The 12,844-nt window shown below is 43.4% G+C and carries 13 protein-coding genes and 2 pseudogenes; 6 read left to right on the top strand and 9 right to left on the bottom strand.

Features of this window, described 5'->3' with window-relative positions:
- Window positions 1-538 (top strand): annotated as a pseudogene (locus tag ACJHX7_RS25535) (hypothetical protein); the annotation flags it as partial.
- Between the two features lie 166 nt (window positions 539-704).
- Window positions 705-1,232, top strand: a complete 528-nt coding sequence (locus ACJHX7_RS25540; RefSeq protein ID WP_001027750.1) for a hypothetical protein — start codon at window positions 705-707, stop codon at window positions 1,230-1,232.
- Between the two features lie 50 nt (window positions 1,233-1,282).
- Here the strand turns inward: ACJHX7_RS25540 and ACJHX7_RS25545 are convergent, their stop codons facing one another.
- The 6 genes from ACJHX7_RS25545 to ACJHX7_RS25570 form a co-directional block, all read right to left on the bottom strand.
- Window positions 1,283-1,690 (bottom strand): hypothetical protein, encoded by a 408-nt coding sequence (locus tag ACJHX7_RS25545; RefSeq protein ID WP_000074418.1) that lies wholly within the window; start codon window positions 1,688-1,690, stop codon window positions 1,283-1,285.
- A gap of 29 nt (window positions 1,691-1,719) precedes the next feature.
- The gene (locus ACJHX7_RS25550) at window positions 1,720-2,181 is read right to left on the bottom strand and encodes a hypothetical protein (protein ID WP_000185304.1); all 462 of its coding nucleotides are present in this window, start codon (window positions 2,179-2,181) and stop codon (window positions 1,720-1,722) included.
- Between the two features lie 336 nt (window positions 2,182-2,517).
- A complete protein-coding gene (locus ACJHX7_RS25555) occupies window positions 2,518-2,715 on the bottom strand; it encodes a hypothetical protein (RefSeq protein ID WP_000710701.1) in 198 nt (65 codons plus the stop codon).
- A gap of 694 nt (window positions 2,716-3,409) precedes the next feature.
- Entirely contained in the window at window positions 3,410-3,817 is a 408-nt protein-coding gene (locus tag ACJHX7_RS25560) for a hypothetical protein (protein WP_001572392.1), read from the bottom strand.
- Between the two features lie 47 nt (window positions 3,818-3,864).
- Complete coding sequence (locus tag ACJHX7_RS25565) at window positions 3,865-4,761, bottom strand: hypothetical protein (protein WP_000975182.1); 897 nt, start codon at window positions 4,759-4,761, stop codon at window positions 3,865-3,867.
- A gap of 2 nt (window positions 4,762-4,763) precedes the next feature.
- Window positions 4,764-5,279 (bottom strand): thermonuclease family protein, encoded by a 516-nt coding sequence (locus ACJHX7_RS25570; protein WP_001572389.1) that lies wholly within the window; start codon window positions 5,277-5,279, stop codon window positions 4,764-4,766.
- A gap of 214 nt (window positions 5,280-5,493) precedes the next feature.
- Here ACJHX7_RS25570 and ACJHX7_RS25575 point away from each other — a divergent pair, with 214 nt between their 5' ends.
- Genes ACJHX7_RS25575 through ACJHX7_RS25585 form a run of 3 tightly spaced genes read left to right on the top strand, consistent with a single transcriptional unit; the run spans window position 5,494 to window position 8,491 of the window.
- Window positions 5,494-6,921 (top strand): DNA cytosine methyltransferase, encoded by a 1,428-nt coding sequence (locus ACJHX7_RS25575; RefSeq protein WP_000833382.1) that lies wholly within the window; start codon window positions 5,494-5,496, stop codon window positions 6,919-6,921.
- 60 nt (window positions 6,922-6,981) lie between these two features.
- Window positions 6,982-7,149 (top strand): hypothetical protein, encoded by a 168-nt coding sequence (locus tag ACJHX7_RS25580; RefSeq protein WP_000220758.1) that lies wholly within the window; start codon window positions 6,982-6,984, stop codon window positions 7,147-7,149.
- A 22-nt stretch (window positions 7,150-7,171) separates the two neighbouring features.
- Entirely contained in the window at window positions 7,172-8,491 is a 1,320-nt protein-coding gene (locus tag ACJHX7_RS25585; protein ID WP_000078514.1) for a DUF1173 family protein, read from the top strand.
- A 279-nt stretch (window positions 8,492-8,770) separates the two neighbouring features.
- Here the strand turns inward: ACJHX7_RS25585 and ACJHX7_RS25590 are convergent, their stop codons facing one another.
- Entirely contained in the window at window positions 8,771-9,976 is a 1,206-nt protein-coding gene (locus tag ACJHX7_RS25590) for a hypothetical protein (protein ID WP_001572381.1), read from the bottom strand.
- Window positions 9,973-10,791 (bottom strand): DUF4942 domain-containing protein, encoded by an 819-nt coding sequence (locus ACJHX7_RS25595; protein ID WP_000193209.1) that lies wholly within the window; start codon window positions 10,789-10,791, stop codon window positions 9,973-9,975. Before ACJHX7_RS25595 ends, ACJHX7_RS25590 begins: the two co-directional genes overlap by 4 nt.
- 750 nt (window positions 10,792-11,541) lie before the next feature.
- Here ACJHX7_RS25595 and ACJHX7_RS25600 point away from each other — a divergent pair.
- Window positions 11,542-11,796 carry a hypothetical protein gene (locus ACJHX7_RS25600; RefSeq protein ID WP_064768025.1) on the top strand — a complete coding sequence of 85 codons (255 nt, stop codon included), beginning with the start codon at window positions 11,542-11,544 and terminating at the stop codon, window positions 11,794-11,796.
- A gap of 292 nt (window positions 11,797-12,088) precedes the next feature.
- On the opposite strand, the pseudogene ACJHX7_RS25605 reads toward ACJHX7_RS25600, so the two are convergent.
- A pseudogene (locus ACJHX7_RS25605) lies at window positions 12,089-12,729 on the bottom strand (Tn3 family transposase); the annotation flags it as partial.
- Between the last annotated feature and the right edge of the window lie 115 nt (window positions 12,730-12,844).

Here is a 12,844-nt window from a genome sequence, read left to right on the forward strand (position 1 = left end):
GGCGATTACGTCTGGCGGCAGAGCCGCAGACTGGAAGACGGGAAGTTTCGGCCCTTACGGATGCCCGGAAAACCTTAGCGTACGATTTTTTCCGAATTCTGCGGGCTCCCCTTTAAGATTTTGGCAAGCAGTAGCGTCCTCTGGTTTACCCATGAACATGGTAATACGGGAAAAACCATACCAACTTATGGTCGCTTTGATTGCTTTATATACGGCCATCCCTGTTGTTACAATAGTAATTTTATCTGGTCAGCAATCGCATAAGTTGGAACTAATTGCTGTGCATTTCATTACATTTATCACGATGGTGTTTGTTTTGCGTCGTAAGATGGGGAAACGTTGGCTGGATTTATTTGAAGAAAAATTAGCCATTTATAAACCTAATGATAAACTCGCGCTTAGCGAATTACACGAAAGCATACGTGAGAAAAATGGGCTAGACTTGCAGGATCTACAAGATTGGTACTGGAAAGAGAAGATGACATATGCGTATCACAAAGAACATAAAACAACCATAAGCTATCAAAAATTCAAGTAGCATTTTAAAATGTCAGGGGAGGGCTATTGTGATTTATTAAGTCGGCAAGGTTATTAGGTAGGGGTGTTCAATATGATAAATTCTTCGAGTGTGGTTATTTCAAGAGTTGTTCTGGTCCTTTGAGATAGCTAATTATCATTACAGACTTTATCGAAAGGTATGAATTATGAACATTACCGACAAAGAACTTAGCTCAAATACAGTGAGTCAGTATGGATGGAACTTAGGAGAGTTCAATCACTCAACGCCTTTTACATCTCATTTTATTTATATTACCGACTATCATAAAGATAATACATGGATGATTTCACTTTCGCAGGAGGATTTTAATACGACCAAAATTTCAACATCGTTAAGTCTAGATGCCTGTGTGTCCATGCTCGGAAAGATACTAAAAAAAATGTCTAACAAAATCGGTATCTCACAAACGGAAGAATCTGAATTCGCATTTCTTTTAACAAACTATATTAAACAAACTTTGACTTTTAGAGAATGGCAACGCAATGCTGAAGGAAATCAACGACTGCACTTTCTTATTAATATCTACGGTGCAAAAGAAGACGGTGGCGAAGTGGTTTTAAGACCATTTATTGTAAATCCTGATGAATTAATGCTTACTCCAGCGGATGTCGTTGAATTTAATTCGCAGGTTATCAAAGTTGATCGGCAGCGTCATCCTGAGTGGTTCCGTTAACAGGTCACAAGGGTTAAGAGCCTGAAAGGCTGCGATAGGGTATACGCAGCCTATTCTGTATAGCCGTCGCGTAATAATTGTTCTAAATGACTATCGACCGTTTCCTGATCACCAGGAATATATCGAGGCCATCCTGTTATATCGTTGGCGAGTTTCACTATGTATGGATGAAACCCAAACTGTTCGGAAGTGATGTCAATATAATATTGCACTTCTTCGAAATTCAACTCACACCAATAATGGCCAAAGCCACCACACTCTATAAATATACCGCCATCATCTGCACCGTTACCCCCACGGACAACAGCATCTAGACCTTTAGTTTTTGCTAAATAACACACAAGATAGCTTGCAAAAAGGCAAGTGCCTGCCGTCTTCTCTATGCCGCACTCCGTTAAAATTGAAAGTAGCTTTTCATGCGCCACTCTTGCAATGTCTGATACCAATTCCGGGGACATGTTAGCTCCAGTGAAATTGTTAGATCGACTTAAACAGATAATAACTCAATATTTTCATGAAGTACTTGTGGGTTCTTAAACCAATAGCCGGAACCACACATCCAAGGTTCACCTGGGAAAACAAAACCTTCTTGAATAAGGTATTTGCGGAATAGGGGAGGCAGTACATTTTCAATTTTCAAAATGTAATTTTGTTCATCTGCAATACATTTCAATTCTGCAAGAAGCGCTCTAAAAATGCCTGTGCCGGGCTCTTTAACTGAGATAGTTGAAACAACCATGACCGGATATCCCAGGACCGAACACATGCCTGCTCTTGCCCGGATGTAGAGCTCCTCGAAATGGTGTAAGCCGTGTACATGAGAAGACCTTATGGGTATCTTACCATCTGATGCCTGCGTTATAAGGTCGGCGAAAACCTTTTTGATTTTCAGCAAATCTGCCTGAAAATTTTGATCGTTCAAAGGAAAATCAGATTGAGAATTTGTCATTACATATCTTATGTTTTAAAAACTTAACTTTGATAAAGCAAAGGAATACGCTGATCGTCATGTGATCCAAATTGAGCAATGAATTTTAATTCGGAACAGCTAAAGACAAAGCAGTAGGGTGCAATAATTCAGGATGTCGATACTATAAGAAGAATAGTGGTATGAATGTAGCAATTACCTCAATATGAGGGGGGCAACTGTTGATGCTGTACATACATACAGTATTTAACATAATCTTTGTTATATGTACTTATAAATCAATGACATAAGGTTTAAAGATCGTATGATCTACGCACTAGGTCATGGCTTGTAATGAGTGAAAAAAGGTTCAAGATTTTAGAGAAATGCTCCCAAGATCAACATGGCGGCATAAGTTTTCCAGCTTGACCAATCAATCGTGGAACCAAGCAACAGATAGAATGCCAGGCCTACCAGCCCCAGCTTTACTACTATCCCAATTAATATGGTAAAGATAGACTCATCGCGTTCGCCTTTAAGTAATTTACAACGCGTAATTAGATCGTCTTTTTTCATGTAGAATCCCTTAGAGTTATTAAAGTCCTGCATTAGAAGTTGTTACCTGCCGAAGTTACCTCGTATGAGTTAACTGTGGCTCCAAACATACAAAATATAAGCTGTGCCAATTGAAAGGATTAGAAAAGCACAGTTACTAATAAAATCTACTAATGCTTGTAGCTTCTTTAGTCTCACTATTGCTGGACCGTGTTCAGTAGAGGTACTACTCAGCCCTTTTGTTCTGGCACTCTCTGCTTTTCTGAAAAAATTGTAATGCAATCCTGACCGCAAGCAAAACCATGCCAAACCAGTCGTTATTACGATATTTATGTAGAAAGCATATTGAATCATTTGTTCAGTTTCGAAGCTTTCCATTGAAAACCCTTTGTTGAAATGTTGAATAAAATTATTTTTAGTAAATGTAAGCAATAAATAGAACGAATATTAATAGTGAAAGATGCAATGCCAACATCTGCTTATGATGCCTTATGAGGATTTCTTCCTTCGCATTCATTAAATCGTACATCTCATCAATATTTTTATTGCTGGTATATTCGAGACGTTCATCACGAAGTAATTTGAACTTTACCAATACGACAAGTGATTTAATAATAAAGCTCGTAAGCATAACAGTTATAGACAAAAATAAAAAATAGGCCAAATTCATATATCACTCCATGGAGATTAATAGAAAAATTTATAATAAGTAATCTCATAGAGCATTACTTGAATCTTCTTCCCATACTAAGGACTCACCGAGAAATTTAGTTAAAGATGATTTGGCATACTGTGGTTCGGAAAAAAAACGTGGGAACCAGCCGTCAAAGCTTTGGGTACCATTGTGACGATTTTCAGGCGAGACTGATAAGCGGTACCCGTCTCCGTAAGGTGAAATGCTAAATGTGTATCCATCATCTGTCTTTGAGATCAGCGTTTTGCTTGTCATATGACTAATAGATACCGTTAACTCCTTTGGTGTTTGTATCACCGAAAGAAGAAACAATGCGCTTATGGCTGCAAAAATCCAGCAATATAATGATGCATCCATAAAACCAGCTACAACACTCGATCCCAAAAAAAACCAAAATAAACTTATTAAGATTACTGAGTTTTCATTCATGTCTGTTCCTTGTTATTACTAATTATATTATGCTTTATAGTTGACCGTCAGACTACCCACGGGTTTTGACGAACAAAGTCACGCACTCCATTTATACATGCTTTTGAGATGACTTCAAAATAAGGATGGTTTGATGGAATCATATTCCCGGTATTATCAAGAAGCATAATAGTCCCTAAAGACCGAACCAGTTGATATTCATTGAGCTTACGCTTTAGCAAAGTTTGCAATCTATAAATTGTCTCACCGGAACTGTTACCTTCGATACCTACAACAGAGACCGTACAGTTCACTTCCTGATTATCAGATTGATAATCGAACCAGTAATTTTCGTTGTAATTTCCTTTTTGCGCATGCTCAATTTTGCCAGGCCATTTTACCCATAAAGAAGAGTTGTTTTTAGATCGTAAGATCTGCTTCAGCGTTTCCAATGGATTTTTTTCATCAACCTCAGACCAGGCCGAAATAAATTCTTTCTGCATTGCCTCAGGGTCTATAACGGCAATGAAATCAAATTCCTCTTTATTGATAGAGTTGGCTCGATCTTTGAGATAAAACAGACCGAGTTTATATCCCTTTTCACTTTTCCAGTTTGCTCCCACAGGCTGATAGTCTGTATTTATAAACGGTTTGAAAGTGTGAGTGTCGGGAGAAAAAATTACTGAGGGTGCCAGCACCCGGCCTCGGTGTCGTATTGGATTTACATATATTTTTTCCCCGTCACATAACATTTCAATAATTGCTTTTGTCACAACTACTGAAATAGAAGGTCTACATGTATTTTGATTTATTTCCCCGAGGTGCGCCAAACTTCCATCCTCACTCTTCAACACCTTTGTAAGGCAAGTCGGGCAATACTGTTGATCTCTATAATAAACAGGCATGGTTAGACGACCGGAATCGTTTAGTACCAACTGAAGTAACGGATGAGGCTCTTTCATCATGGTTATTTCTTCTCTTTCACCTTTCTGGGCTTTTCGTTTGCCTGTCTCCACTGCCATGGTGGGACAGGGTTGGTGTCTGCCCATAACCCTTTTGCCTCCTTTTGTGCTGCGGATTCATATTTGATATAGCCAGGGACAATGGCGTTATCTTCGAACCGATAAACCCACGCATATCCACTGTCCACCATAGAGGCATTGATATCATATCCATCTAACCAGATGGTACCTAACATACGGCCATAGATATCCGTACCATGGTCTATCACGGTAACGATTTTAGTTGCTATAGCTGTGGTTAAGGCCTGTTTTGCTTTTTGGCCAAAAGCCTGTTTAGATTCAGGAGCGTCTATACCATACATCCGTATTTTGATGGTTGTGTTTTGAGCATCCAACGCAGTTATGGTGTCACCGTCAACAATCTTAACCACCTTTGCCTCAAAAGTTGTTGAGTTCCCCCAGGACGCCACTGGGAATACAACAATCATGATGGGCAAAAGTAACTTTGTTAAAAAAAACATCATTTCACCTTGATTTGTTGAGTACAGACATGTATCCACAAGCCTATTTACAGGCAGTATTTTAACAAGTCATTATTTCATGGGCGGGCTTAAAACCAATCTTTTTGCAACTTAAAGGCAGAATAATCACAATAAATTTAGAACCTGAACCAAAAAATAATCCAAATTAAGCGTGTTAATCTATCTCAAAGATATTATTCCTGAGAGAGTTTGGATGAAACGTTACACTCATGATCTTGAGACAGACCTGAATGATGTGGATAAAACACCATCTCTGATCCACAAAACTTTGTTAACAGCTTCGACCATTTATGACCTGAAATATCTGGCTCAGGTATTAAATGATGAAAATGGCAGTAATTGGTCCCGTGCATCCCTTAAACGTCAGGTTACATGCATACCTGAGCATTGTGAGCTGAGTATCGCAGATGGACGCTATCTACAGACTTTAATACCTTCACGACCTGCTGATTATGAGGACAGGCACTTTAGCTTTATCGATCTGTTTGCAGGGATAGGTGGACTGCGAAGCGGATTTGATGCCATCGGTGGTAAATGTCTTTTCACGAGCGAATGGAATACTTATTCCAGCCGTACTTACCGGGCGAACTGGTATTGCGATGAGAACGAGCACCGCTTCAATTCAGACATCCGTGACATCACTCTTAGCAACCGGCCCGAGGTTACTGATGACGAGGCATACAAATTTATCGATGCCTCTATCCCGGATCATGATGTTCTTCTTGCGGGATTTCCATGCCAGCCATTCAGCATCGCCGGTGTCAGTAAAAAGAACTCTATGGGTCGCAAACACGGTTTCGAGTGCGACACTCAGGGTACGCTCTTCTTTGATGTGGCCAGGATCATCCGGGCAAAACAACCTGCAATTTTTGTTCTGGAAAACGTAAAAAATCTGAAGAGTCACGATAAGGGTAATACCTTTAACATCATCATGAAAACGCTCGATGAGCTTGGCTACGACGTCGCAAACAGCGAAAGCACGGGCGCGGATGATCCTAAAGTCATCGATGGCCGTCATTTCCGACCCCAGCACCGTGAACGTATCGTCCTTATTGGTTTTCGCCGCGACCTACGTCTGAAAGACGGTTTTACTCTGAGAGACATTAAAGACTTTTATCCGGACAAGCGCCCTTCTCTCTCAGATTTACTGGATCCGAGCGTAGATAGTAAATACATCCTCTCCCCTAAACTCTGGGAGTACTTATACAACTATGCAAAGAAACATGCGGCAAAAGGCAATGGTTTTGGTTTTGGACTAGTAGATCCTTCCAATGTTAATAGTGTCACCAGAACCCTCTCAAGCCGCTATATGAAAGACGGATCTGAAATTCTTATTGATCGGGGCTGGTCTCATGAACTGGGAGAAACTGATTTCCATAACACATACAACATGGACCGTCGGCCACGCATGCTAACGCCACGTGAATGCAGCAGGCTAATGGGCTTCGATAAACCCGGGGAAAGTGTTTTCCGTATCCCTGTGTCCAATACACAGGCTTACAGACAGTTTGGGAACTCCGTGGTCGTTGATGTCTTTGCGGCCGTCGCCAAACTGCTGAAGTCACGAATTGAATTTGCAGCCTCCCAGCGCTTGCGGCAGTTTTACGACGAAGTCAGCTGACCTGAGCTCCTTCATCAATTTAAATGCTTAAGATTGTTGTAATAATGTCAGAGGTCAACCATGACGTATTTCGAATCAGCTGAAGGTGAGACGGTATCTAAAGAACGAGCATTACAAGAACTGTCCAGGCATTGCGTTCCCGAAACAGATTTCGAAGAATTCTTTAGCGACATGGGCGTAAAGGAACAGTATGACGCTCAGGAAGTGTTGCTCTGGTTGGGATATTAAACTTCCTGTTTAGGAGACTACTATGAGCCAAAAATTCGCAGTGATGATTGCTTACGACGACGATCCAAACGTCAAAAGGTATTCACCTGACTTTCAAACGCAGGATGAGTTTGCTAAAGGGTGGCAGTCGGCTCTTAAAAAGGCACACCACACCTCAGGTCAAAAATCAGTCATCACCTGCGGATGTCGTGGAAAAGGAGAAAAGCGACTTTATGTTCGTGCTTTACCGAACGGTGATGCCTTTATTCTCGTCAAAGCCGCTAACACGGGCATTGAGCATGATCCTTCCTGTGTATTCTTCTCCCTTGATGCCCGGCATACCGGCCTGAAAGGATATGCGAGTGGTGTGGTCCGGATTACAACCGAAGGTGATATGGCTGTAAGGCTCGGTATCGGTATGACAGAGAAAGATCCTCCTGAAAAATCAGAAGTGCCTCCCCTGCCCCATGTTCAGCGACCAGAAGGAGGTCAGGCCTCAATGACCCTCCTGGGCTTGCTTAGTCTTTTGTGGACAGAGTCTGGTCTGAATGTCTGGTACCCGAAAATGGCAGGGAAACGTAACGATTCACTGGTACGGTATCGTCTGCTTGAAACCGCTAAACAAATTCGTACCGGCAGAGCCTGCATAGGTGACCATTTATTCATTGGTGTACCTGACCCGAAACAACCTGTCGCTCAGTCGCAAATTCAGCGTCTTTCATCACAGGCGATGAGTGATAAACGTCTCATGCTCCTGTCAGTTTTACCTCGCTACGATGCTGAAAAGCATGAGAAGCCACTTAAATTTTTACCCCTGCGGAATTTTGGGGGGCTACCGCTGATTTTTTTCAATTCAGAAGTCCATTGGGATAGCGTAAAGAAACGATTTTCATCGGAGTACGCAGCATGGAAATCCGGGGCGAAAATAGTTGTCTTTGCGTTGACGTCACCAGCTGCGGTAACCGGCAGAGGCCCTTCTGTAAGAGCTCATCAAATTGTGCTGATGCACGTTAGCGAGAACTGGATACCTCTGGACTCCTCCTATGAGGCGGTTGTTGCAGAAAAGCTGGATGCAGAGCACCGGCAGTACGTTAAGCCCATGCGTTATGATGCGAGTATTAGTGAGGTGTTCCCTGACTTCTACCTGCTCGACACAAAAAGCGATAAGCCGTTCCCGATGGAAGTATTTGGTATGGCCACTCCTGCTTATCTGGCCCGAAAGCAACTCAAAAAAGATTATTACAACCGTGAATATGGGCCTTATGGATGGTGGCACTGGGATGCGACCACAGCATCTGAAACTATGGTGCTGCCTCATTTTCCAGAATCACGCAAACCTCTTTCAACTGACACACCTGCTTAAAATGGAGAAAAAATGTCCTACATGCTTTCGCTAAGCGAACAGACAAAACTGAACGCTTTCCTGTCAGGGATCCTAGATGATTACAAGACTGGGGTTATCACTCAGATACAAGCTGTTGGTAGAATCGGTAACGTGTTTTCTGCTCTGGAAAGTGGAGACTCAAAAAAGGTAGTGCATTTGTTGACTGAAGGACGAAAACTCCTGCGGACGGGCTGAATGTCCGCAGAAGTTCTTATGTGCCAGGGGATGCAGAGAAGTGTATCAACCTGGCTTCATTTATCATGATGTTTTTCTGCTACGCGGCTGTTTTGACTTTCCAGTACCTCCCCCTGCCATTGCACCAGTTAATGTATCAATGGTGCCTTTTAGGGATTCTGAGATTGTTTTCTCCGCCTCCAGGGTAGCTTCCAGCTTCATTACTTTGGCCTGGAGCGTTTTGAGTTCATTGCTTTGTTCAGCCACTTCCGCTTCATAGCCCTGGCTGACCAAAGTTACTTTATTCAGGTCGGCGCTCAGCGACTCGTTTAGTTTATGGAGTTCAGTAAGCTCGGCATTCACCGCCACCAGGTCACCCTCTTTCCCGGACAGTGCACTTTTCAGCTCAGTACAAAGGTTCTGTGCAGCAATCAATTCCTGTTCAAACCTGTCCCTCTCTGCCTTTGTATCTGACACAGTCTGACTTAACTGGTCGCATTGTCTGGAAAGACCGGCGTTATCAGAACGCTGCGTGTTGATCTCTTCGTTCAGCTTTTTTTGATATTCAAGGTGACCAGCGATCTCTGTTTTACGTTCAGCCAGTTGCTGGGAGAGTGAGTCATTTGACTGCTGTGCGAGGCTCAATTCATGCCGTGTGCTATCTAACTGGTGATGGCAGGTTTCGAGTTCTGCTTCGGCAACATTCAGCCTTGTTTCTAACTCCTTGACGGTACTGTCCCGGATCTCTAATCGACCCTGTAGTGCCTGATTCTCAAGTTTCAGCTCATCCATATCGGTAGCGCTTTGCTCAAGCCGCTGTAACAGCTGCGTTACCTCCTCCTCCAGCTGCATGCTACGTGCTTCAGCTTTTTTAACACTATCATTCTGTATTGCGGTATAGCTTCTACGGTAGTGCCAGGTGATGTACGAGATAATATCGCCGAGTGCAACCTTTACCTCATCGGGTATATCCAGGTAACGGGCCTCTTCAGGAACCTCTTTAACATACTTCTGGTACTCCGCGAACATCTCCTGTGACCTTGCAAACGAGCCGCCAACAGCGTTTCTGAGCCAGTGAACTTTGAAGCTCAGATCGATATTTTCCGGGTTAATTTCTTTCTCTTTGCACAGACGTTCGATTGCATTGAAGTAATCGATCATCGCGATAGATGAGTACCTTGAACGACCCATTTCCTTTGATTTTTCAGTGGATTCGCTGCGGATGTCATTCTGCACCTCTGGCGGGGTAGCATCGTTCAGGCTTTTTTCTTTATCATTTTCAATCATCATTTTTTTCCTGCGGCCGGAAGCTGGTTTGCAAAATATATGCTGATAAGATCGTTCAGAGCATTCAGAAGCGAGATACTGTCGATGCAAATATGAACGTTTCCATTCTCAAACAGGCGACACCGCCAGCCATTCTCATCACTGACCTCGCCTGTGAATTCTGTATTTCTCATGGCCGTCAGCCTGTCGACCATACTCAGCCCACCGCCGGTTGCAGGTGTTGGAGTATCAGAACAGATGCATACAATATTCTCAAAGTCGCGTAAACAAAAGTGATTGTCCTGCGAGAAACCGTTGTACCTCAGCACGTTCACACCAGGAAAAATCCCCCGAAGAACAAGCTTTTTTGGCATTGTATATTGCCTGGCATTGCTTTTGAAACTTCGGTCAAGCTTGTTGAGAACATCAACGAAACCTTCTGCAAGGGTGTCTCGTCTGTTAGCCAGTGCATGCTGTAATGTTCCCTTAACAATCTCCAGGGAAGCGACGGGCGGATCCGTACGAAGGGATTCGTTAAAGGCTTCTTTTTGCTTATGGTTCCAGTACCGGTCCATACCTGTTTCTTCAAAGAGCCTTTTCCACGTTTTACGGTCAATTTCCTTACGCCCCTCCTCGATGGTGCGATCCAGTGACGACGGAAGACCAAATGCGTTGGGCTGCATAATTCTGCTGGTGAAGAGAGAGAGACCGCACAGTTCCGACGCTTCCGAGATTAACCGCATCCCTTCTTCGAATTTCTGCATGGCCATATCCCGGGCGCTGATGAGCTGCCCTGTCCGGCTCGCCGGTACTGGCTCAGAACCCTGGTTTTGAGTCATTTTACACTCCATTTTGGTATGTCAGAACATTTTGATTTGAGCAAAGGTAGGACACTATAAAACCTATAGAATTTACGTAGAAACGCGTTTAGTAAAGGCTTTACTAATTACTAATGACTAACATATTAGCACTTTCAGATATGCCAGCAATAACCCCAGCCAGTGAAATAATGTGATGAGCCCATTAATTGGGGGTAATCATTCTATCTGGTTGATATTTAACGCTTTTAATTGTCATCCTTATGTAAGCCTATGGGATTTACTCCTAATTAAATCCCATTGTATGAAAAATAGGCATTTAAAAGCTTTCATGACGTGACGTTGTCACGTATATCAATGGAATTTAGTCACTAGTAAAGAGTTAACTAGTGACTATCTGCCTAATCGGTGTGCTTGAACGGTGCACTCCAGGGCGGATATAAAAATTGATGAGAGATATACAGAAAATGATGGACCGGCTTAATAAGCCAGCCTTTCTTGGGAGGATTGATGCTGCTGAACACGCTATAAAGCGAAAATGCCCCTTTTTAACCTATAGGTAGGGCACTATGAGTAAGATACAATCAAATCGCCAGTCAGATGGCTAATTTCATGATGACCAAAGCGGGCTATTTCAAGCGTTATCGCTGAGACGAGGCTTCAATGACAAGTACACTTGACCCATCACACAAGCAAATTGAAATGTGGCGCAGAGCTACCGGTTCCGAAGGTGGACTCGACGAATACCGCAACTGGGTTCTGGAAAATAGTATGAGATTTACAGCATACGGTATCCATACCGTTATCGTCGAAGGTGAGGCGAAGCATATAACAGCGCTTGATGATGTTACCCTCTGTAACGAGTGGGCGAAGCTTAAAAGAGAAAACAATAGGCTTTACGCAGCAAATGAAAAAATTTGCTCTGGCTGGCGTGGTTTTGTGTTGCGTTTGTTAGGAATAACACTGTCATGCAGAAAACCGGTCATCTTACTGGGGCAGACGCGAAGAATCAAAATGATGCCGTGAAAGGGGCTGATTTGTAATTTTCAGCCGAGCCCACCGTTCTTAGAAAGCTGTTCTATGGGTATGTAAGGAAGATAATGTTCTCTGAACGCTCAGTACACTTAATCACTTCCTGTACAAAGGGCAAGAATCATCAGGGCCACGTCTGGCCGACATTGGACATAGATCCAAAACAAACCCCGGACGACGCAGCATATGCCTGGAGTAACATTGTAGACGACGCCAGAAGTAATCAGGCGGTACCGGCATTGTCCTTGTATTCGGGGTCAGTTTGGATATCGAAAATTATTGTACGTTAAGGCTGTTTTTTGACCTTTCGACTTTAGCTGGTCTTAGCCGACGAAACTTACCAGAAGCCGGTATCCGGTTGCTTTTCCAGATATAATCACCTGTCAGATTGATGTGTTCCCAGCCCAACGGCGACAAATGCGACAGCAGTTGCTCGTTGATCTTCACCCCTTTACGCTTCAGGGCATCGACCGCTCTTTCCATATAGACGGTATTCCACAGGGATATGGCAGCCGTCAGCAGCGTCAGTCCACTGGCGCGATAGCTCTGATTTTCCGGTTTTCTGTCCCTGATTTCTCCCAGTCGGTGCATAAATACCGCACGCGCCAGCGCGTTACGGGCTTCGCCTTTATTCAGCCCCGCCTGTACCCGCCGACGCAGAGCCGGGTCGCGGAACCAGTCGAGCATAAACAGGGTTCGCTCAATGCGGCCAATTTCTCTCAGTGCTTTGGCAAGTCCGTTTTGCTTGGGATAGCTGGCAAGCTTTTTCAGCATCAGGGATGCCGTCACGGTTCCCTGCTTTATCGAGGTTGCCAGACGCAGCACTTCACGCCAGTGGATTTCGATCTCTTTCAGATTCAGGCTGGTCGTTGATATCAGTGACTGAAGCGCCGGGTATTTCTCTGCTTTCCCTTTGATAAACAGTTTTTTGGGCACTGTTGCAAATAGTCGGTGGTGATAAACTTATCATCCCCTTTTGCTGATGGAGCTGCACATGAACCCATTCAAAGGCCGGCATTTTCAGCGTGACATCATTCTGTGG

Origin of the sequence: Escherichia sp. WS1451, assembly GCF_046487365.1 — a bacterium.
Taxonomy (GTDB): Bacteria; Pseudomonadota; Gammaproteobacteria; order Enterobacterales; family Enterobacteriaceae; genus Escherichia; species Escherichia coli.